Genomic DNA, 20,133 nt, shown 5'->3' on the forward strand with positions numbered 1-20,133 from the left:
GTCCGGACAAATGAGAACGCAGCTACACACCGCGGTTGACGAAAGCACCGTCCGCCAGATCTCCGAGGAGCTGGGCGAGCCCGAGTGGCTCCTCGAGACCCGTCTCGAGGCCCTCGACGCACTCGAGGAGCTCGACATGCCCGACGTCATCCGCACGCCGGGCCGAACCTGGACGAACCTCTACGATCTGGACTACGAGTCCTTCGTCGATCCTCTGAACGCGGCCGAGGAGAAGGACCAGGAGGGTCCCGACGAGATCGAGGTCCTCTCGATCGCGGAGGCCGTCGAGCAGCTCCCCGACGTGCTCGAGGAGCACTTCGGCTCCGTCGTCGACCCGCAGGAGAACTACCTCACGGCGCTATCGACGGCGCTGTTCTCGACTGGAACGGTCATCTACGTTCCCGAAGAGGTCGACGCCGAGGACGTGGCCATCCGCACGCGGATGAACTCCTCCTCGCTGTTCAACTACACCCTCGTCGTGACCGAGAAGTCCTCCTCCGTTACGATCCTCGAGCGGCAGTCTACCGGTGACGCCGATGTCGAGGGTGAGCGCTACTACAGCGGGATCGTGGAGGTCGCCGCCGGCGAGAACTCCCACGTCCAGTACGGTGCGCTCCAGAACCTCGACGACGACACCTACAACTACACGCTCAAGCGCGCCGACGCAGGCACCTACTCGACCGTCTCCTTCATCGACGGCAACCTCGGCTCCCGACTGACGAAGACCGAGGTCTCCACCGAGCTCAACGGCGACGGTGCGGAGACGAAGATCGTCGGCGCCTTCTTCGGCCGCGACGACCAGCACTTCGATCTGGATTCGAAGGTCTGGCACCGCGCGGAGCACACGACCGCCGACCTCGTGATGCGCGGCGTCGTGGACGACGTCGCTCGCTCCGTCTACGAGGGCGTGCAGGACGTCGGCTCGATGGCTTGGGACACGAACTCCTACCAGCGGGAGAACACGCTGATGCTCTCCGACGAGAGCGAGGCCGACGCCTCCCCGAAGCTGATCATCAACAACCACGACACCGAGGCCTCCCACTCCGCGACGGTCGGCCAGGTCGATCAGGAGGACCTCTTCTACATGACCTCTCGCGGCGTCGACCCGAAGGCGGCACGCGACATGCTCGTGGAAGGGTTCTTCGTCCCCGTCCTCGAGGAGGTCGAGGTCGAAGAGCTTCGCAACGACATTCAGGAGCTCATCTCGAAGCGCCTCGACGAGTAGCGCTTCAACCGTTCTTCTCACCCCGTCTCGCGCGCTGGACGCAGTAGTTTTCTCACACAGCCACCGGAGTGGGATGACCGGCGTCTCCAGAGACCGTCGTATCTAGCGGTTGCCTTTATGCCTGGTCGTCGCATTTGATGACCGTGCGCGCATCTACGCGAACGGTGAAACAGTGGTCCGTCGCGCTTCTCGGCGTCGGGCTTCTCTGTGGATCGATCGTCACCGCCGTAGCCGCCGCGAGGGGTCTCTTCTTGGAGACGGGTGCGGTCGTGGTGCTAGTCGGGACGTCGGTGGGCGTCACGGCGTACGGCGTTTGGTTGCTGTACCGGGGAGCCACGCCGGACTGGACGTTCTCCATCGCCAGGTGGGTTGGGGGAACGGTCGTGGGAAGTACACTCCTCGGCGCCCTGACGATCCTTCTCCTCGCCGACGGAGTATCGGTCGGACTGCTCGCCGGGATGGTGGCATACTTCGGAACGATCGGCGGCGGAATCGGTGTCCTGCTCGGGTACAACGACGCCCGCCGACGCGAGCAGGCATCGGAAGCCCGATCGGTCCGCGCGGCGATCGAGGAGTCGACCGACGCCATCGCGATCGTCGGTCCCGATGGCACGTTTTCGCTCGTCAACGACGCGTTTCTCGAACTCCACCGGTTCGACTCTCGAGACGAGGTACTGGGGGAAGACTGGCGAATCCGATATCCTGATGACGACGCAGAACACGTCGAGACGGAGATCGCCCCGGAGCTAGAGGAAACCGGCACGTGGCGGGGCGAGACCACCGGTGTCCGCGCCGACGGCGAGCAGTTCACGCAGGAGCTCTCCCTCTCGGCGCTCGACGACGGTCAGGTCGTCGCGATCGTCAGAGACGTCAGCGAGCGAAAGCGCCGTGATCGTGAGGTCGAACAGCTCGCCCTCGAGGGGACGGGCATGGGGATCTGGGAGTGGCAGTTCGCGACGGACGAGGTCGTCTGGAACGAGAGCCTCGAACAGCTCGTCGGCCTGGATGCTGGCTCGTTCGGCGGGACGTTCGACGACTTCGCCGAGTTCGTTCATCCCGACGACGTGTCGGCCATGCAATCCGCAGTCGAGGAAGCCCTCGACGGCGGTGAGATGTACCAGACCGAGTTCCGGATGGAGCGGACCGATGGGACGGTCATGTGGGCCGAGGCGCGTGGGCGCCTCATCGGTTCGGGCGACGACCGTCGTATGGTCGGGATCCTTGCGGACGTCACCGACCGCAAACAGCGGGTCTCTGCGCTGGAGGAGACGTCCAGCAGGCTCCACCTCGCGCTCGGCGGCGCGAGTCCGGCGATCTGGGAGTGGAACGTCGACACGGACGAACTGGTCTGGAACGAGAGCATGCACGGGATCCTCGGCTACGATCCGGGCGAGTTCTCCGGTGACTTCACGGAGTTCGTGGAGATGATTCATCCGGACGATCACGCCACCGTCTTCGAGGGCGTCGCGGAGGCACGCAACGCCGATTCGGTGACCTCAGTCGACGTTCGGGTCGCTGACAAGTCTGGCGAGTATCGCTGGATCGATCTTCGGGGGAAGATCGTCGAGGACGACGGAGCGACGAAGATGATCGGGCTCGCGCGGGACGTGACCGATCGCGAAACGTACCGCCACGAGCTCGAACGACGTCGCGAGATGATCGAACGGCTCCACGAGGCAACCAGGACGGTGATCGACGCCGCAGACGTCGACGCCGTCTGTGAGGCTGCCGCAGCGGCCGCGGGCGAACTGCTCGATGCGCCACTCGTTGGCATCTGGCTGGTCGACGACGCTGGCGAACGGCTCCTTCCCGCTGCGGCCTCCGACGCTGCGATCGAGGAGTTCGGTGAGCCCCCAACGTACACGAGCGACAGCCAGAGCAAATCGTGGGAAGCCTTCGCATCGGGCGAGGTGTTCGTTCTCGAGAATCCGGACGCCAGCGACGGCGCCCTCAACCCCGACACGACGGTCGAACACGAGATCGTGCTACCGATCGGCGATATCGGCGTGATGAACGTCGGGACCACTGGGGACCGGCCGTTCGACGAAGTGGACGTCTACGGCGCCCGAGTGCTCGCCTCCAACCTCGTCGCCGTGATCGATCGGGCCCGTCGCGAGGAGGAGCTTCGCCGTCAGACCGACCAGCTCGAGTTCTTCAGCTCCATCCTCCGCCACGACGTGCTCAACGGCATGACGGTGATTCGCTCGCGCGCCGAGATCCTCGCCGAGCAAACCACCGGCCAACAGCAGGAGTACGCCGAAACGATCGTGAAGTGGTGTGGCAACGTGACCGACGTCACAGGTCGCGTCCAGCGCGTCATCGAGGCGTTGACCGCGCCAGAGGCGTCGACGTCGCTCTCGACCACGGACGTGACGGCGCTGATCGACGAGCAACTCGATCGGCTTCGGACCACGCATACGCACGCGACGTTCGAGCGAGATCTGCCCGAGACCGCCTCCGTCGAGGCCGACGAACTCCTCTCGGACGTCCTCGGAAATCTGTTGACCAACGCCATCGAGCACAACGAGGGCGAGATTACGGTGCGAACGAGCGTCGAGGTGGGCGAGGAGTTCGTTACGATCGAGATCGCCGACGACGGTAGCGGTGTTCCCGACGACAGAAAGGAGACGATCTTCCGCCGTGGCGAGACCGGACACGCCAAAGAGACCGGATCGGGTTTCGGTCTCTTCTTCGTCGACGCGATGGTCGGCCGCTACGGGGGAGAGGTCAGTGTCGTCGACAACGAAGCGGGTGGTGCCACCTTCGTCGTGGAGCTCTCCCGCGATATCCAGATGGCGACGGGTGATTCGACCGTCGCAGATCCGGCTCACAGCCCCGAATCGTCCAGTGACGGCCCATAGCATGACGTATCTCGACGCCAATACCGAACCATATCCAGCCATGACATCGGACAACTCACTATGACGGAGACAGACGCACCGGTCGTCCTGATCGTCGAAGACGAGCCAGACGTCGCCGAGACGTATCAGATCTGGCTACAGGGAAGCTACGACGTTCGCACCGCCGAGACCGGTGACGCGGCGCTAGCCGCAGTCGACGACGACGTCGACGTCGTCCTCCTCGACCGGATGATGCCGGGCATGAGCGGTGCGGACGTGCTCTCTGCCATCCGATCGAGGGGGATCGACACCCGCGTCGCGATGGTCAGTGCGGTCGACCCGGACTTCGACGTCGTCGAGATGGGGTTCGACGAGTACGTGACGAAACCGCCGACGCGGGATGGGCTGCTGGAGACCATCGAGACGCTGCTCGATCGTGCCGAGCAATCGGAGGCGCTTCAGGAGTACTACTCGCTCGTCGCCAGACGGAGCGCACTCGAGACCGAGAAGACCGAGGCAAAACTCGAAGATAGCGAGGAGTACGCGCGGCTGAACGAACGCATCGACGCGCAACGCGAAGAGGCCGACGAGACACTTGGGGACATGGAGTCGGATCTCGAGTTCGTGAGCGCAGTCAGGGAGCTATCGGAACTGACTGAAGATGCGGCGGGCGAGGAGGGAGCGGATCAGCTGGGTGATGAGGAGTGAGTTCTACCTACGACGTTTCTGGGGTACTTCCAGGAGACGAACTCGACGAACTGCCGCCGGGGACGACCGTGTTGATCAGTGGGCCATCGCTCGTCGGCAAGCGACAGATCGCAATCGAGATGCTCGCCGCCGGGAACGGGGACGGCGACGGCATGTTACTCGTGACGACCAAGACAAGCGCCGCCTCGATCCTTCGGGATTTCGAACGGATCCAGCCCGAGTTCGATCGCAATCGGGTGGGGCTGATCGACAGTTCTGGCACCGACGATCGCGACGGCATTCGGGAGGTCGCGACGGAGTACGTCGGGTCCCCCGGCGATCTGACCGGCATCTCCATCGGCACGGCGAAACTGACGAAACGGTTCGCCGACAGAGGCGTCGCCAACGTCAGGCACGGACTCGTCTCGATCTCGACGTTGTTGCAGTATCTCGACGTCGAGACCGTGTTCAAGTTCCTCCACATCTACACGAACCGGGTGGAATCCAGCGGTGGATTCGCCGTGTTCACGCTCGACGACGATAGTCACGACCAACAGACGGTCAACACGTTGACTGGTGAGTTCGACGGCGTCGTCCAGCTTCGCGAGACGGAGGAGGGAGCGGTCGAGTACCGCGTTCGCGGGTTCGGTAGGTCGCCGTCCCGGTGGACGCCACTCGAATAGGCTGCCACGTCTGTCCCGGAAAAACGCTTCTCAAAAGCGCGCACGTGCCAGTCGATTCGACCGGGCCGATCCGCGAGGGATGACCTAGCCGTCCATCCGCTCGGCCGCGCGTTCGAGCGCCTCGACTCCGACGAGCCCTTCGCCGGTCAGCGCACGGAGATAGGCACCGCCGGCGATCGAGAGGTGGTCGAAGCCGGATTCCTCGAGCCCGTACATCGAGACGGTTCGGGACGTGTCGCCGCCCCCGACGACGCAGAAGCCATCGGACTCGCCAGCCGCACGGAGCACCTCGACGGTCCCGTAGCTGAACCGTTCGTCCTCGAAGACGCCCAGCGCCCCCTTCACGAGCACCGCGGCGGAGTCCTCGACGATCGGCTGGTATAGCTCGACGGTCTCGTGACCGACGTCCATGTAGGAGACGGTCTTCTCCTCGACGTCGGCGACGGCGTGTTCGGCGCGCTCGCCGTTCTCGTCCTCGTACGCGAGATCGACGGGCGTCTCGATGCGGTCACCGAAGCGCTCGAGGACGTCGTCGATGAGATCGGCGTTCTTCTCGTAGTTGTCGTCGTAGAGATCGGGACCGTCCTCGAGATCGTGGCCGACGGGGTGGCCCTTCGCACGGAGGAACAGTTCACCGACGACGCCGCCGAGCAGGAAGGTGTCTACCGTATCTTCGAGGTTGTCCATCGCCGCGATGACGTCCTCGGCCTTCGTTCCGCCGAGCACCATCGTCACGTCGCCGTCGAACTCGCGGCGCTCGACGGAGGTGTTGTACTCGTACTCGTCGGCCATGACGGGGCCAGCGTAGGCGTCCATCACTTCGGGGAAGCCGACGATCGACGCGTGGGATCGGTGCGCGACGGAGTAACCGTCGTTGGCGTAGGCGTCGAAGGCGTTGGCGAGCGTGCGCACGAACTCCGTCTGTGCCTTGACTTCCGGCGGCTCTTCGGGCAGCTCGCCGTCGGTCATTCGGACGTTCTCCAGCAGGATGGCGTCGCCGGGATCCTCTACGCCCGTTCCAGATTCGAGTTCTGTGATTGCCTCGATGGCCTCCTCGCCGAACGTCGAGGGGACGTAGCTGATCTCCTCGCCGACGAGTTCGGAGAGGACGTCAGCGTGCTGTTCCAGCGTGACGAACGTGTCGCGACCGGGACGACCCTGGTGGGCCATGATCGCGAGAGCGTGCCCGTCGTCGAGCAGCTCGCGGATCGATTCGGCGTGTCGCTCGAAGCGGCGCGTGGACTGGACTGCGCCGTCTTCGATCGGGGCGTTGACGTCGATCCGGACCAGCAGACGCTGGCCGGCGTCGAGGTCGTCGGTGGTGTGGAAGCCTGCCATGCTCGTTACTGTACGCGAACGGGGCAAAAAAGCGCCGAATCGGGGAACCGATCGATTCGAACGATCCGACGGAAAACGACGCGGCCTGCGTCTGTATCCGAGATCAGGCCTCGGCTGCGGCCTCGGCGGTCACGTAGGCTGCGAGGTCGAGCATCCGGTTCGCGAAGCCGAACTCGTTGTCGTACCAGGCGAGCACCTTCACCTGATCGCCCATGACCATCGTCGAGTTGGCGTCGACGATCGAGGAGTAGGGCTCACCGACGATGTCGCTCGAGACGACTTCGTCCTCGGTGTAGCCGAGCACGCCCTCGAGGTCGCCTGCGGCGGCCTGTTCGAGTACTGCGTTGACCTCTGCCTCGGTGACGTCGGCGTCGAGGGTGACGACGAAGTCCGTAATCGATCCGTCGGGGACCGGGACGCGCATCGCCATACCGTCGAGTTTCCCCTCGAGTTGCGGGAGCACCTCGGTAGTCGCCTGTGCGGCGCCGGTCGAGGTCGGAACGATGTTCTCGGCTGCCGCGCGGCCTCGTCGACGCTTGGCCTTCGGGCCGTCGATGAGGTTCTGGGAGCCAGTGTAGGCGTGTGTCGTCGTCAGGACGCCGGACTCGATGCCGAACTCGTCGTCGAGCACCTTCGCGACCGGGGAGATGGAGTTCGTCGTACAGGAGGCGTTGGAGACGACGTCCTCACCGTCGTACTCGTCGTGGTTGACGCCGTAGACGACCGTCAGGACCTCTTTCTCGCCCTTGGGCGGTGCCGAGATAATCGTCTTGTCTGCGCCTGCCTCCACGTGCTTGCTCGCGTCCTCGTGGGTGCGGAACAGGCCAGTGGCCTCGAATGCGACGTCGACGTCGAGGTCGTCCCAGGGGAGTTCGGCGGGATTCTTCTCGGAGAAGGTCGGGTACGTGGTGCCGTCGACGACGATGTCCCCGCCGTCGATCTCGACGCCCTCGGTCGTCCCGTGGACGGTGTCGTACTCGAGGAGGTACGCCATGTCGTCGACGTCCATGACGTCGTTGATGCCGACGATATCGACCTGGTCGCTGTCCAGTGCCGCACGAAAGACGTTGCGGCCGATGCGTCCGAAGCCGTTCAGTCCGACGCGCACGGAATCGCTCGAGGTGCTCATGGTCGAATGTTCGTGCAGTGCGGGTAAAGTATTTGTCTAATGGACTGGGCCGTACGCTGCTGGACGACTGTGGTGGCTGCACTTGCTCCCCGGACGCTTCGCCCGATTTTGGTCCGGCCGGCCCCGCTGTTGTCGCCCGGGTACTCTATTCCGAGTAGGGATCTATAATGATCTTTAGGAATGTTTATGGTGTCGGCAGCCGGATCGTTGTGCATGGTAGGCGTCGGCGTCAACGGCTACGGTACCATCGGCAAACGCGTCGCGGACGCGATAGCAACACAGCCGGACATGGACGTGGTGGGCGTCGCAAAACGCTCCCCCGACGCCGGCGCCCGGAGTGCGCTGTCGAAGGGGTTCTCGGTCTACGCGCCGGCCGAGCGAGCGGACCGCTTCGACGAGGCAGGGATCCCGCTCTCGGGACCGGTCGAGTCGCTGATCGACGAGAGCGACGTGATCGTCGACGCGACGCCGGGCGGCGTCGGTGAGCAGAACGCACCCCAGTACGCGGCTCGTGACACGCCGGCTATCTTCCAGGGCGCGGAACGACACGACGTCGCCGACGCGAGCTTCGTCGCCCGCGCGAATTTCGACGATGCGATCGGTGCCGATCGGGTGCGCGTCGTCTCCTGTAACACGACCGGGCTCGCCCGGCTGCTCGCGCCGCTCGACGACGCCTGGGGCGTCGAGCGCGCCCGCGTAACGCTCGTACGCCGGGGTGGCGATCCCGCCCAGCCCGACCGCGGCCCGATCGACGACATCCTGCCGGACCCGATCGAGATTCCCTCCCACCACGGCCCCGACGTGCGAACGGTCCTCCCCGACGTCGACGTCGACACGATGGGCGTGACGGTGCCGGCGACGCGGATGCACCTCCACGCGGTTTCCGTTACGCTGGACGAGGCCGCGCCCGATCTCGACGAAGCGACGGTCCGTGACCGCCTCGCTGCGGAGCCGCGGCTGTTCCTCGTCCCCGGCGACCTCGGCGTCGAGAGCTGTGGCGGCCTCAAGGAGATCGCCAAGGACGCCGACCGGCCGCGAGGTGACGTCTGGGAGAACTGCGTCTGGGCCGATTCGATCTCCGTCTCGGACGGGGAGATCAGCTGTTTCCAGGCGATTCACCAGGAGGCCGACGTCGTCCCGGAGAACGTCGACGCCGTCCGAGCGGTCACGGGCCTGGCCGACGCCGATCGGAGCCGGCGAATGACGAACGTCGCACTCGGTCTCGACGACCGGCCCGTCGGACCCGCACGGGACGTGCGAGAGGCCGGTGCTGCGGACGATTGAGTTCGGTCTCTGCGCGACGCGCACGACTCCGATATACCGACCGTTTCAGGCCCAACTGAATATCACGAAACTCTATTTCGTTTTCATTCTGTTTGCGTCCCACGTCCGGCGATTGTCGAATCGAATTCTACACGATGAGAACGCAGCGAGAACACTTTTGAGGTAGCGTTGACACGAAGAATATATGAGCGCGTCCCTCGGTGACGACTCCGACGAGGAAACCTCCGAGGAGGTACCGCGAGCCGCCGATACGCCAGCGATTTCGGCGCCGACGGTCCTCGTAGCCGACGGGCCGAACCGCGCCGATCGCTACGCATCGTGGATCGACTCGCCGTTCCCGGTCGAGACTGCGAACTCTCCCGCGGGCGCCAGTGAGCTGATCTCGCCGAAGATCGGTGTCGCGGTCCTCGGCGCCGGCGTCTCCGACGACAGTAAGCAGCAGCTCCTCGATAGTCTGGGGGTCAGAAACCCCTTTGCGCGGTCGATTCTCGTGCAGGGAGACGACGAGCCGCCGATGCTGGAGGGTGCTGGCTACGACATCTGCCTGTTCACACCACTCGAGGAGGACGACCTCAGGGAGGCCGTCAGTCGGCTTGCCCGTATCGCCACGTACGAGCGAGCCGTCTCGGCCTTCTTCGAGTACACGACCCACGCCGCGAACATGCAGGTCGGCAAGAGCGAGACGGCGCTTTCAGAGGACGAGACCTACCAGGACATCCAGGAGCGGATCGACCAGACGAAGGCGGCGCTCGAACGGATCAGGACCTCGATGGACGAGACCGACCGTCGCATCTTGATGGAGTCGCTCGAGGCGGATCCGGGTGCAGGATTCGCGAGCGAGGACGCCGGCGCCGGCGGGGGCCGACACCCCGACAAGTGCTCCGACTGCGGACTCGAATGGGGCACCAGCCACGGCGGCGGTCTGGCAAACGGGTACGAGCAACTCGGCGCCTTCGTCTGGAAATGTACGCGCTGTGGTAGCGTGCAGCAGGCTGCGAACGCGAGCCACCGCTGGCTCGCGCGTAGATAATACGAAAGGCCTTGGCGGCGATCGTCGCACAGCGGCGCAAGGGCCTCGTCGTTGCTGCGCAGGTCGTTCTGTCGGTCCATGCGACACGATTGCACGGGGCAGAAGGCTTTTGCCGGGTGGGGTACCACCCACGCTCATGCGCCGCGACGATCGGGATGACCCATTCGACGACATTTTCCGCGAGATCGAGCGGCTGATGGACGACGTGATGACCGGCGGTGCCTCCACGATCGACGAGACGGGCTTTGGCGCCGACGCGCACGTCGACGTTCACGAGACAGAAGAGGAGGTGCGCGTCGTCGCGGACCTGCCCGGGGTCGAGCGCGACCACCTCTCCCTGCGGTGTGACGGCGAGATGCTCACCCTCGACGTCGAAAGCGAACAGCGCGCGCTACAGGAGCACATTACGCTCCCGACGACAGTCGACGAACACTCCGCGGACGCGTCGTTCAACAACGGCGTTCTCGAGGTCACGTTCGAGCGTACGGACGACTCGGCGTCGATCAGTCTGTAGCGATCGGCTGTAGCGGTATTCGCGGTCGCCGGCTCTCCTTGCGGATTCTCAGTTCTCCCCAGCGACGCGTTCGATCGTCGCCGCGAGCCGATCGTAGAACTCCGGTTCGTACTTCGAGGCGTCGTCCACCGTGGGTCGTGCGTTGGTCTCTGAGACGACGGCGCCGTCGTCGGTGACCAGTAGGTCGACGCCGAGCAGGTCGATCCCGAGTTCCTGGGCGACCGACTCCGCCAGCTCCCGGAGCCCCCGATCGGGGTCGATTGCCGTCGCTTCCGCGCCTCGGTGGACGTTGTGGCGCCAGCCGCCGTCGTCGCGTCGGCGCTCGACGGCGCCGGCGTACTCGCCGTCGATGGTCATGACGCGAACGTCTCGCGCGTCGGGCACGAACGATTGGACGAGATAGGATTTGTCGCCCGTCGCGGGAAACTCGTGGACGAGTTCGAGGTAGTCCGCGACGCCGAGTGCCGAGTCGGCGTCACCGACTTTCGCGACGCCGACGCCGCGCGTCGTCGACGTCGGCTTGATGACGGCAGGCGTACCGACCCGCTCGACCGCGTCCCGAATCGCCGACTCGTCGACAGGGTTCGAGACCAGCACCGTCTCGGGGACCGGGAGTCCCGCCTCGGCACACCTGGCCAGCACCGCCGCCTTGTTCCGCGACGTCTGGACGGCGGTTCGACCGTTGAGCCACGGCAGGTCGAGCAGGACGTCGGCGACTGCGCCCTCGACGTCACGAGGCGGGTAGACGTAGCCGAGGTCGTACTCCGTCTCACCGAAGGCTACAGCGGCCGGCTCCTCGTCCGATCCCGCTCCCGTGAGCGGCAGGGTGCGCTCCCGCGTCTGGAGGTGGTCCACCTCGATCCCGCGATCGGCGAGTGGCTCGACCAGCCGCTCGAAGGTCTCCGCCTGCGTGGCGACGGCCAGACGTAACACGTCCGGGTGCTTGTCGTGGTCCGGCAAATGGATTCCGCTCGATCGCAGTAGTTCCGTTCCTCCATTCGGTCGCCTCTCGCCGGTCCGTCGCTCTCACCGATCGGGAACGAACGGGACGGCTTTTGTAGTTCTCAGGTCTACGCGAATCCAGTGACCGAACCGATGTCTTTCGATTCATCGATCGACCGACGCAGCGTTCTCGCAGCGACCGGCGGTGCGATCGCCGCTGCGCTCGCGGGCTGTATCGGCGGCGACGGCGTCAGCGCGACCAGCGACGACTGGGAGTATCTCGACGACGGCCCCGACTACGACGGCTGGTTCGACAACACCGGTAACTTCGAGGGGACTGTGGACTGGACCGGCCGGGACGAGGTCACGGTCGACGTCGGCGCGGGCGATCAGGGACGACTGTTCGCCCCGCCAGCGATCCAGATCGACGCGGGGACGACGGTGGTCTGGAAGTGGTCGGGTACCGGCGGTCCTCACAACGTCGTCGCGACGGACGAGACGTTCAGCTCCGGCGGGGCGACCGCGAGCGGCGACGCGACCTTCGAGTACACGTTCGAGTCCGCTGGCACCTACCGTTACGTCTGTCAGCCACACCAGAACGGCGGCATGGTCGGTGCGGTCGACGTCGTGTGAGCCACTCGGAGGGCCTTGCCCCCAACTAGTTCCCATCGCTTCCCGGTTCTTGAGAACCGACGAACCGCCCTTGTTCCGTGGCCGAATTGGTTCGGGTGGAGGCACCCACACAGATGACATCGGAATCCACCGACCGTCGTAGCTTTATGGCCGCCGCTGGTGGCGTCCTGCTAACCGCTTCGCTGGCAGGCTGTTCTGGCGGTGGAGATGGCGGTGGCGACGACGGAGACGATGGTGGCGACGACGGGAACGGGGAGTACGAGTACATCGACGACGAGCCAGACTACGGCGACTGGTTCAGCGATACGGATCTCTACGAAGGGACGGTGGACTGGACCGGAGAGAGCTCGGTGTCCGTCGACGTCGGCGCCGGATCCAACGGCTACCAGTTCGGCCCGCCCGCGATCGCAATCGACAGCGGCACCACCGTCACCTGGGAGTGGACCGGGAAGGGACAGTCACACAACGTCAAGGCCGAGGACGGGTCGTTCGACTCCGGAACGGCTGAAGCCGGCGACGACGTCACCTTCGAACACACCTTCGAGTCGACCGGCACGTACCAGTATATCTGCGTGCCCCACGAGACCGTCGGGATGGTCGGCGCAGTGCACGTCGTCTGATCTCGGTACTGCACCACCGACGCTGGAGCGGCGTCGGCTGCGGCCGGCGATCGTCTGGCGACTGAGTCGGATGCGGCCACCAGCGTATCTGGGGCCACAGTGGCCCGGCCGCGATGCCGGTCGCCCACGATCGGACAGGAGAATCTGAACGCTTTTGCCGGAACCCCAGACAGTGGGGGTATGAGTAAAACGAGCAGTGACGGTAGCGCTGGACGGCTCCGCGGGGTCGCAGCGCACGTCGGCCCGACCTGGATTGCAGGTGCGATCGCCGCGGGCCCTGCGACGATGGCGTCGCTGGTGGCAGCGGGCGCGGGGTACGGGTACACGCTCCTCTGGGTGGTCGTCCTCTCGGCGGGTTTCGGCGCGCTCGCACAGTATCTCGCCGCGCTCGTCGGCCTGCATACCGAGGCCGGCATCGTCGCCGTCGTCGAGGAACACCTCGGCGAGGTCTGGGCGTGGCTCCTCGTCCTCGACGTCGTCCTCGCGGCGGGGCTCGCCCAGATCGTGATCATGAAGACCGTCGCGGAGGTCTCGTCGACGCTCGTCGGGGGCAGCCCGGAGCTGTGGGGCGTCGCGTGGGCGGTGATCCTCGCGGTCGGCCTCGCTGGGGGCGGCTACGCGCTGATCGAGTGGGGTGCAAAGGTGCTGGTCTCCGCCGTCGTCGTGCTCTTCGTCGCGTCAGTGTTTCTCGTCCCCGTGGATCTCGGGGCCGCAGCCGGCGGACTGGTCCCAGCGATTCCCGACGTCGACGCCGCACTGCTCGCCGCCGCGATTCTCGGCGGCGCCGTCCACGTCACGCTGATTACGATGCAGAGCTACACCATGCGTGCCCGTGACTGGACCGCGGAGAACGAGGGGCTGTTGCGCGTCGACGTCGCCGGCTCGATGCTCGTCGCCTTCGGACTGTACAGTCTCGCGATCTTCGTCGTCGCGGCGACCGTGCTCGATCCCGGCCAGGGCCAGTCCGCTCTCGGCGCGGCTGAGGCTCTCGGCCCCGCCGTTGGCGGGCAGGCGGAGAACCTCTTCCTGCTCGGTCTCGCCGGTGCCGCGGTCACGACGCTCGGCGCGAACACCGTTGTGCCGCCGTATCTCGTCGCCGACAAGCTAGGCTGGGAGCCCTCCGTCTCTGACGCGAGATTTCGGATCGCGATCGTTGCGTTCGCGGCCGCCGGTGCGATCGGGCCGTTCCTCGGTGGCGCCTTCTTCCAACTGCTTTCGCTCACGCTCGCGTTCGGTCTCGTCGGGACGCCGTTCGCACTCGTGGTCGTTCTCGCCCTGCTCAACGATCCCGAGGCCGTGCCGGTTCGCCCGTCGATCGGTGCCAACGTCGGCGGCGTGTTGCTCGTCGCCGTCACGACCGTGATTGCCGGTGACTTCGTTCGCGGAGAGTGGGACACCCTCGTCGACGGCGGAATGGCGGAGCCGACCGCAGCTGCCGTCGTGGCGTTCGCTGCCGTCCTCGGGCTGGGCACGCTCGGCGTCGCGGTGCGGGCAGTTCGTGACGTGCTCGACCGACGCGCCGGCTCGGGCGCTCCGAACTGATCCGGGGCTCGAACAGCCCGTCGTCTCGAACTGATCGGATCGTTCGATACGACCGTCGCTCGTCTCCAGACCCGACCGGCTTTGTAGGGCCTGTGCGTACGCCGTTCTATGACCCTTCGGCTCCCCGAAGAGATCGTCGCCGAGCAGTTCGTCCCGACGGCCAGGGCGATGCTCGCTCGCGAGCTCGACGACCGGGGGCTGACACAGCAGGCCATCGCGGACCGGCTCGGCATCACTCAGGCCGCGGTCAGCAACCACCTCAACGGGAAGGTCGAGATAGCCGAGCCGATCGCAGAGCATCCGCGAATGGTGGCAACCGTCGAGCGAATCGCAGACGGGTTCGCGGACGGCTCGCTGGACGAGGTCGACGCGCTGGCGGAGCTGCTCACGACCGTTCGCGAGTTCGAGGACCGCGGCCCAATCTGCGAGCTGCACGAGCAGGCGATGCCCGCCCTCGAGGGACTGGGCTGTGACCTCTGCGTGCGAGGCACCGACGAAGCCGTCGCAGCCGAGCGAGAGGCCCTCGCAGCAGTACGTCGCGCCGCGCGTCAACTCGGCGCGACCCCGGATATGGCGCCGCTGATCCCCAACGTCGGCACCAACGTCGCGACCGCGGTTCCCGGTGCGGTCGAGCCCGCGGACGTCGCGGCGATTCCGGGGCGACTCATCAGGATGCGTGGTCGGATCGAGGTGCCCGCGAACCCAGAGTTCGGCGCGTCCCGGAACGTCGCCTCCGCCGTCCTCGCAGCGATGGCCGTCGATCCCGACGTTCGCGGCGCGATCAATCTTGCGCTCGACGAGTCGCTCCTCACAGCCGCCCGCGACCGCGGGATCGAGCCGATCGAGTTCGATCCGGAGTACGAGGATCGCTGCGAGCGGCTGACCGCGCTGTTCGAGGAGCGGGGATCAGTGCCGACCGTTTGCTACCACAGCGGTGCCTTCGGCGTCGAGCCGGTCTGTTACGTGTTCGGGGAGACGGCCGAGGAAGCGGTCGAACTGGCGATCGATCTCGCGGAGTCGACGCGGTAACGTTGCACTCCTGCGCTGGCGATCCGCCACAGTTGGTCAGGCGTCTCAGGTCGCACGCCAGGGCTTCCGCCCGGTCGTGACCACCACTCCTTGGCGTACGATCACTCCGAGCTGTAGGACTGTCCAAGCAGGAGTGCGAAGATGTGGACCAGCAGGAGCAACGCGAAGAGGCCCGCTCGTCGCCTGGTGTCGAGTCCGAGCACCAGCAGTGGGACGTACACGAACGGGAGGAGTGTCGCGCTCCAGAATGCGATCGCTCGAACCGGACCACTGACGGCCGCGGTCGCGCGTCGGGCGGAGCGCGCCCACGGTCGGCGGGGCGGTGACGCTACGTCGTCCTGTGGCGAATCGGCGGATCCGTTCGACATGGAGGGCGTGTGGAAGGGTAAGCGAGCCACTCGCAAATACGTTCGTACCTCTCGGAAGCGAGACGAGTAGAGTGGTTCAGCGAACGCCGATCTTCTCGCTGATCGCACTCGAGAGGTCGGTGAGGTAGATTCCGCCCCAGATGGCGACGATGAGCCCGCCCATGGTGTTGAACGTGAGGTCCTTGAGCGTGTCTTCGACGCCGTACTGGGTCAGAATGCCCTGGATCCCGAACAGGTCGGCACTGATCCCGATCGCGAACTCGAGGAGCTCCCAGAGCACGCCGAATGCGAGCACGAAGATCAGGATGACGACGGCCGCGAACCGCGGAGGGATCTGGACGTCGTCGGAGTGGATGTCGATGGCACGAACTGTCGCGTAGCCCGCCGCGGCGACGACCGAGGCCGACAGCGAGTGGGTGACGTGATCCCACCACCACAGCCCCTTGTAGAACGTCCACCCCATGCCAGGAATTCCGACGACGCCGACCGCGTGGAGGAAGGCTGCGGAGGAGATCCATAGAGTGAGCCGAGCGTCCATCGGGAGCCCATAGTCTCGCTGAAGAATCGCCGGCAGCTGGATGACGGCCAGTGCGACGCCGGTGTTGACGATAATGCCGGGGTTGCCGCGTTCGAGGCCGATGAACAGCAGTCCGACCAGCGCGATCTCCATCGCTCGCGTGAGCTGCCGTTGGCGGCGCTCCGACGGTAGGAGGCGGGCAACCCTAGACATCGTTGCCCTCCTGTGCGTCGTCGGTGGACGGTGACTGCGCGACCTGATCCTGGATATCGATTGGGACGCGGTCGGTGAGTGCGATCCGTCGGAAGTACGCCCAGAACAGTCCGCCGGCGCCGAAGCCGGCGAGCGTGGCGTAGACGAACTCGATCATCAGCTCGTCGTTGGTCATGTCGTAACTCCGATCGAGCAGGATGGAGGCGTACCACTGCAGGAGCTGCCACGTGGCGGACGCGGCCATCGTCGCGGCGACGACGAGGACGAGCGCGAACGCTGGCGAGGAACGAATCGACGTGAACGAGTCCAGTTCGACGACGATCACGAGCCCTACAGCCGCGATCGCAAGATACGCGAACAACGGCCCGGAGAGCCGCTGTGCGCCGATGGCGAGCCCGATCAGCGGCAGCGACGCCATCGCCAGCACCTCCCAGGGCAACATGACGTACCGCGATCGATAGACGATCGGCGGGAGCACCGCGAGCACGACGACCGCGAGTGCGAACACCGACCAGAGGGGTCCGGCGACGATGACCCCGCCGATCCAGGCGGCTGCCGCGACGGCGACGAACAGCCACGACGCGGCAGCGTTGCGTCGGCCGTCCGCGAGTAGCTCTCCGAGGCCGCTCGTTGACATGACACGTCCTACTGGCAGTCGATATAATAACGTTGTGTGACCAAACTGCGGTGAGCCTCACGGCTCCCTACTCGCCACTCGGGTAGCCTGCTCCGCTCATCTACTCTGCTACCAGTGTGGCATCTGCTATCTGTGTGGAATCGGCATCGCGACGCCGACGGAATCGATAGTTCCCACGGTCCGAGGGCCGCCGTTCAGCCGACGACGAGATAGACGACACCGTAGCTCGCGAGTGCGATCGCGATCCCGGCAAGCGCCGTGAACGTCGTCCGAAGCGCTGCTTCGGGGTCTCCGATCAGACGGTGATAGAGCGCCCGTAGCGAGTAGGGCCGGCGCTGTGATCGACGCATACCGCCACAGACGACGCCGACGGTCAGGATCGAGAAGACGAACTGGTAGGAAACGTGGATCGTCGGCGGGACCATCAAGACGGCTGCGGCGCCGTAGAGCGCTCCCGCACCGCCCCGCCGATCGACCAGCCGGTGCGGCGAGAGCCCCACGTGTCGGGCGAGGACGGCCGCTGCCAGTGCGACGACCGCGAACTCGATGGCGAAGGCGCCGAGCAGGTGAAGCGTCGGATCCGCGCTGAGGGCGATGCGGCTCGTGAGCAGGTGGACGTCCAGCGGATAGAACAGCGCTGGCGGCTCGCCGGTCACGAGATCGCCCCACGGATGGGAGGCGATTCCGGCGACGGCGGCGATCCCGATCACGCGCGGGGAGAGTCCGAGATACCGCCTGCTACCGGCGGCGATTCCGATGCCACCGAGGACGAACGCGGTCATGACGAAGCCGCCGACGAACCCGTCTGCGACGACGGAAGCGCCGACGAGCACTGCGAGCAGGACGAGTGCGATGGCGCCACCTGCGAGTGACCGTCGGCTCGGGAGGACTCGCGCCTCGAGCAGTCTGTTCTCGCGCGCGTCGCCGATGTCAGCATCGTCGCCGACGCGACGGCCATTCTCGCTACGATCGCCGTCGGTGCGCCGGAGGGTCCAGAGTGCGAACGCCGGGCCTGCGATCGCCGCGGCCACGAGCGAGTGCGTCATCGAGCGATGGACGCCGTGAGCCGTTCCCCAGAACTCGCCGGGGCGAATCTGCGTGCCAGCGACGAGTGCGGCGGGATCCATCGCGACGACGGCCCAGAGCACGTCGACGTCGGGGAGTGCAGCGAACAGGCCGGTTGCGACTCCAAGTGCGAGTGCTCGGTGGGCCGGCCAGCCTCGCCACTCCGCGATCAGCACCGCGAGGGCGAACGCCAGAAGTGCATGGCCGATGAACAATGTATTTCAAATTCGCCGTCAGCACGCTTAAGTCTCGCGCCCGTGCGTGTGACGCGGGAACACTCCGCGCTATTCGGAGGAAATTCAGCGCTATTCGGCGGAAAACTGGCCGTGGACGTGAGGAGTGACGTGGCGATTGTGGCACACGTGGCCGTAGGAACGAAACGAAAACAACGAACTCAGGACTGCCCTATTCGGGGCTGCAGGGGGCGACGGGATCGCGGTCGATCCGCGTTCAGGCGTAGCGCTCGAGTTCGGGCCGATCGAGATCCTCGAGGACCTCGTCCGCCGTCTCGTCGAGGAGCGCACGGCCGTCGTCCGAAACGATGCGGCCCTCAGAGCCGGCCTGTTCGACCAGGCCCTCTTCCTCGAGGTCCTGCAGAATCGTCCGGATGACGTTCTTGGAGCCGTCCTCTCGGCTGGCGGGGGAGACGACGTATCGGTTGGACCCGCGCTTTGTGCCGCCGTAGGCCGTCGAGAGTCGCTCGACGCCGACGGGGCCGTCGGTGGCGACCTTGCGCAGGACGCTGGCGGCACGTCGGGACCAGAAGTCCTCCTGCTCAGGGGGGAGCTCGTTGTCGTTGCCGGTCTTCGCGAACTGTACCCACTCCGGTTCCTCGAGTCGATCCGCGAGATCCTCGGCGACAGCGTCGATGAGGTCCTCGGCGGGGACGTCGTAGAGCGTCGTCATGGCCTCTGCTTCCCCGGCGTGGCATTAAAGGGCATCGGATTCGGGGCCGGTCCAGTGAAAGGGGTGGTGGTCGTTGGGTTCATTTGGTATGCGTCGGGTGGGGCTGTTGCGACGGCGTTCGGCCTGCGACGGCGTCGTTCGTCCTGTGGCGCCGATCTGGTAGCTACGTATAGTGGCCCTTCTGGATTAGGGAAGCGGTTTTGCCCGTCCCAGCCCTCCGAAGACACACGAACGAATGGCGCGCGACTCCGCCGACTCTCGGTCGAGCACGCTCGCGGACGTCCGGAGCGTCTACGCCGACCAGGCCGCTACGTTCGATCGCTTCGCAGCGCTCAACCGCCTCCTCAGCGGCCGGTACCGCCGGCGCGCGTTCGACACCGCGGATGGCGAGGTGCTCGACGTCGCCTGCGGACTCGCGACGAACCGCGCCTACCTCCCAGAATCGGTTGCGTACACCGGTATCGACGCGAGCCCGGCGATGCTCGACCGGGCCGCGGATCGCCACGACGACCTCGTGCTCGGCGAGGACCTGCGGGAGATGGACGCCCAGGACCTCGACTTCCCCGACGACAGCTTCGACACGGTGATCTCTTCGCTTTCGACGTGTACGTTTCCCGATCCCGACGCCGCGCTCGCGGAGATGGCCCGGGTCTGCAAACCGGAGGGACGGGTCCTCCTGCTCGAACACGGCCGCAGCAGCGTCGGTCCGATCGCGAAATTTCAGGATTGGCGTGCCGACGCTCACTTCGAGAAACACGCCTGCCGCTGGACGCAAGAGCCGCTGGCGATCGTCCGCCGATCGCCGCTCACGGTCCGGAATCACTGGACCGCGCTGTTCGGGATTCTGACTGGGATGGAGGCGGTTCCCGAGTAGCGGTCGAGCGTTCTGGAGTTCGAGCGTCGGGCATTCGGGCCTTCGAGCGTTCGAGCG

General features: G+C 65.9%; 20 protein-coding genes. 12 read left to right on the top strand and 8 right to left on the bottom strand.

Annotated features, from left to right (window positions below; all coding sequences use genetic code 11):
- Positions 1–10 precede the first annotated feature (10 nt).
- The 4 genes from sufD (at position 11) to MXF70_RS09220 (ending at position 5,435) form a co-directional block, all read left to right on the top strand.
- Positions 11–1,225: a Fe-S cluster assembly protein SufD gene (gene sufD, locus MXF70_RS09205; RefSeq protein WP_248515327.1), complete on the top strand. Its 1,215-nt coding sequence runs from the start codon at positions 11–13 to the stop codon at positions 1,223–1,225.
- A 137-nt stretch (positions 1,226–1,362) separates the two neighbouring features.
- On the top strand, positions 1,363–4,086 hold the full coding sequence (locus MXF70_RS09210; RefSeq protein WP_248515328.1) for a PAS domain-containing sensor histidine kinase: 2,724 nt from the start codon (positions 1,363–1,365) through the stop codon (positions 4,084–4,086).
- Positions 4,087–4,146: 60 nt separating this feature from the next.
- Entirely contained in the window at positions 4,147–4,773 is a 627-nt protein-coding gene (locus MXF70_RS09215) for a response regulator (RefSeq protein ID WP_248515329.1), read from the top strand.
- Positions 4,770–5,435 (top strand): RAD55 family ATPase, encoded by a 666-nt coding sequence (locus tag MXF70_RS09220; RefSeq protein ID WP_248515330.1) that lies wholly within the window; start codon positions 4,770–4,772, stop codon positions 5,433–5,435. The genes MXF70_RS09215 and MXF70_RS09220 overlap by 4 nt, the downstream gene beginning before the upstream one ends.
- A gap of 84 nt (positions 5,436–5,519) precedes the next feature.
- Here the strand turns inward: MXF70_RS09220 and MXF70_RS09225 are convergent, their stop codons facing one another.
- Together MXF70_RS09225 and gap are read right to left on the bottom strand one after the other, a co-directional pair.
- On the bottom strand, positions 5,520–6,773 hold the full coding sequence (locus tag MXF70_RS09225; RefSeq protein ID WP_248515332.1) for a phosphoglycerate kinase: 1,254 nt from the start codon (positions 6,771–6,773) through the stop codon (positions 5,520–5,522).
- A gap of 103 nt (positions 6,774–6,876) precedes the next feature.
- Complete coding sequence (gap, locus tag MXF70_RS09230) at positions 6,877–7,902, bottom strand: type I glyceraldehyde-3-phosphate dehydrogenase (protein ID WP_248515333.1); 1,026 nt, start codon at positions 7,900–7,902, stop codon at positions 6,877–6,879.
- A 213-nt stretch (positions 7,903–8,115) separates the two neighbouring features.
- On the opposite strand from gap, the gene MXF70_RS09235 reads away from it, so the two are divergent.
- From MXF70_RS09235 to MXF70_RS09245, 3 genes are all read left to right on the top strand, one after another.
- Positions 8,116–9,186: a type II glyceraldehyde-3-phosphate dehydrogenase gene (locus MXF70_RS09235; protein ID WP_248515334.1), complete on the top strand. Its 1,071-nt coding sequence runs from the start codon at positions 8,116–8,118 to the stop codon at positions 9,184–9,186.
- 184 nt (positions 9,187–9,370) lie between these two features.
- Entirely contained in the window at positions 9,371–10,216 is an 846-nt protein-coding gene (locus MXF70_RS09240; RefSeq protein ID WP_248515335.1) for a HalX domain-containing protein, read from the top strand.
- Positions 10,217–10,352: 136 nt separating this feature from the next.
- Positions 10,353–10,730: an Hsp20/alpha crystallin family protein gene (locus MXF70_RS09245; RefSeq protein ID WP_248515336.1), complete on the top strand. Its 378-nt coding sequence runs from the start codon at positions 10,353–10,355 to the stop codon at positions 10,728–10,730.
- 48 nt (positions 10,731–10,778) lie between these two features.
- Here MXF70_RS09245 and MXF70_RS09250 read toward each other — a convergent pair whose 3' ends face one another.
- Positions 10,779–11,663: an ATP-grasp domain-containing protein gene (locus MXF70_RS09250; protein ID WP_248515337.1), complete on the bottom strand. Its 885-nt coding sequence runs from the start codon at positions 11,661–11,663 to the stop codon at positions 10,779–10,781.
- Between the two features lie 150 nt (positions 11,664–11,813).
- Between MXF70_RS09250 and MXF70_RS09255 the strand changes: the two genes are divergently transcribed.
- From MXF70_RS09255 to MXF70_RS09270, 4 genes are all read left to right on the top strand, one after another.
- Positions 11,814–12,305: a halocyanin domain-containing protein gene (locus MXF70_RS09255; protein WP_248515338.1), complete on the top strand. Its 492-nt coding sequence runs from the start codon at positions 11,814–11,816 to the stop codon at positions 12,303–12,305.
- A 113-nt stretch (positions 12,306–12,418) separates the two neighbouring features.
- A complete protein-coding gene (locus MXF70_RS09260) occupies positions 12,419–12,925 on the top strand; it encodes a halocyanin domain-containing protein (RefSeq protein ID WP_248515339.1) in 507 nt (168 codons plus the stop codon).
- A 180-nt stretch (positions 12,926–13,105) separates the two neighbouring features.
- Positions 13,106–14,467 carry an NRAMP family divalent metal transporter gene (locus tag MXF70_RS09265; protein WP_248515340.1) on the top strand — a complete coding sequence of 454 codons (1,362 nt, stop codon included), beginning with the start codon at positions 13,106–13,108 and terminating at the stop codon, positions 14,465–14,467.
- Positions 14,468–14,575: 108 nt separating this feature from the next.
- Positions 14,576–15,496 carry a thiamine-phosphate synthase family protein gene (locus MXF70_RS09270; protein ID WP_248515341.1) on the top strand — a complete coding sequence of 307 codons (921 nt, stop codon included), beginning with the start codon at positions 14,576–14,578 and terminating at the stop codon, positions 15,494–15,496.
- 101 nt (positions 15,497–15,597) lie between these two features.
- On the opposite strand, the gene MXF70_RS09275 is transcribed toward MXF70_RS09270, so the two are convergent.
- The 5 genes from MXF70_RS09275 to MXF70_RS09295 form a co-directional block, all read right to left on the bottom strand.
- Positions 15,598–15,864: a DUF8028 family protein gene (locus MXF70_RS09275; protein ID WP_248515342.1), complete on the bottom strand. Its 267-nt coding sequence runs from the start codon at positions 15,862–15,864 to the stop codon at positions 15,598–15,600.
- Positions 15,865–15,940: 76 nt separating this feature from the next.
- Complete coding sequence (locus MXF70_RS09280; RefSeq protein WP_248515343.1) at positions 15,941–16,594, bottom strand: DUF2238 domain-containing protein; 654 nt, start codon at positions 16,592–16,594, stop codon at positions 15,941–15,943.
- Positions 16,587–17,231: a hypothetical protein gene (locus tag MXF70_RS09285; protein ID WP_248515344.1), complete on the bottom strand. Its 645-nt coding sequence runs from the start codon at positions 17,229–17,231 to the stop codon at positions 16,587–16,589. The genes MXF70_RS09280 and MXF70_RS09285 overlap by 8 nt, the downstream gene beginning before the upstream one ends.
- Positions 17,232–17,425: 194 nt before the next feature.
- The gene (locus tag MXF70_RS09290) at positions 17,426–18,511 is read right to left on the bottom strand and encodes a metal-dependent hydrolase (protein WP_248515345.1); all 1,086 of its coding nucleotides are present in this window, start codon (positions 18,509–18,511) and stop codon (positions 17,426–17,428) included.
- 235 nt (positions 18,512–18,746) lie between these two features.
- Positions 18,747–19,202 (bottom strand): 30S ribosomal protein S19e, encoded by a 456-nt coding sequence (locus tag MXF70_RS09295; RefSeq protein WP_248515347.1) that lies wholly within the window; start codon positions 19,200–19,202, stop codon positions 18,747–18,749.
- Between the two features lie 235 nt (positions 19,203–19,437).
- On the opposite strand from MXF70_RS09295, the gene MXF70_RS09300 reads away from it, so the two are divergent.
- Positions 19,438–20,076 carry a class I SAM-dependent methyltransferase gene (locus MXF70_RS09300; RefSeq protein WP_248515348.1) on the top strand — a complete coding sequence of 213 codons (639 nt, stop codon included), beginning with the start codon at positions 19,438–19,440 and terminating at the stop codon, positions 20,074–20,076.
- The last annotated feature ends 57 nt before the right edge of the window (positions 20,077–20,133 follow it).

The organism is Salinarchaeum laminariae, assembly GCF_023204835.1.
GTDB lineage: Archaea > Halobacteriota > Halobacteria > Halobacteriales > Salinarchaeaceae > Salinarchaeum > Salinarchaeum laminariae.

Bases quoted from the DNA above. Each gene is read 5' to 3' on its own strand.
- sufD (WP_248515327.1), top strand. From the start codon at position 11: ATGAGAACGCAGCTACACACCGCGGTTGACGAAAGCACCGTCCGCCAG.
- MXF70_RS09210 (WP_248515328.1), top strand. From the start codon at position 1,363: ATGACCGTGCGCGCATCTACGCGAACGGTGAAACAGTGGTCCGTCGCG.
- MXF70_RS09215 (WP_248515329.1), top strand. From the start codon at position 4,147: ATGACGGAGACAGACGCACCGGTCGTCCTGATCGTCGAAGACGAGCCA.
- MXF70_RS09225 (WP_248515332.1), bottom strand. From the start codon at position 6,773: ATGGCAGGCTTCCACACCACCGACGACCTCGACGCCGGCCAGCGTCTG.
- gap (WP_248515333.1), bottom strand. From the start codon at position 7,902: ATGAGCACCTCGAGCGATTCCGTGCGCGTCGGACTGAACGGCTTCGGA.
- MXF70_RS09235 (WP_248515334.1), top strand. From the start codon at position 8,116: ATGGTAGGCGTCGGCGTCAACGGCTACGGTACCATCGGCAAACGCGTC.
- MXF70_RS09240 (WP_248515335.1), top strand. From the start codon at position 9,371: ATGAGCGCGTCCCTCGGTGACGACTCCGACGAGGAAACCTCCGAGGAG.
- MXF70_RS09245 (WP_248515336.1), top strand. From the start codon at position 10,353: ATGCGCCGCGACGATCGGGATGACCCATTCGACGACATTTTCCGCGAG.
- MXF70_RS09260 (WP_248515339.1), top strand. From the start codon at position 12,419: ATGACATCGGAATCCACCGACCGTCGTAGCTTTATGGCCGCCGCTGGT.
- MXF70_RS09265 (WP_248515340.1), top strand. From the start codon at position 13,106: ATGAGTAAAACGAGCAGTGACGGTAGCGCTGGACGGCTCCGCGGGGTC.
- MXF70_RS09270 (WP_248515341.1), top strand. From the start codon at position 14,576: ATGACCCTTCGGCTCCCCGAAGAGATCGTCGCCGAGCAGTTCGTCCCG.
- MXF70_RS09275 (WP_248515342.1), bottom strand. From the start codon at position 15,864: ATGTCGAACGGATCCGCCGATTCGCCACAGGACGACGTAGCGTCACCG.
- MXF70_RS09280 (WP_248515343.1), bottom strand. From the start codon at position 16,594: ATGTCTAGGGTTGCCCGCCTCCTACCGTCGGAGCGCCGCCAACGGCAG.
- MXF70_RS09285 (WP_248515344.1), bottom strand. From the start codon at position 17,231: ATGTCAACGAGCGGCCTCGGAGAGCTACTCGCGGACGGCCGACGCAAC.
- MXF70_RS09295 (WP_248515347.1), bottom strand. From the start codon at position 19,202: ATGACGACGCTCTACGACGTCCCCGCCGAGGACCTCATCGACGCTGTC.
- MXF70_RS09300 (WP_248515348.1), top strand. From the start codon at position 19,438: ATGGCGCGCGACTCCGCCGACTCTCGGTCGAGCACGCTCGCGGACGTC.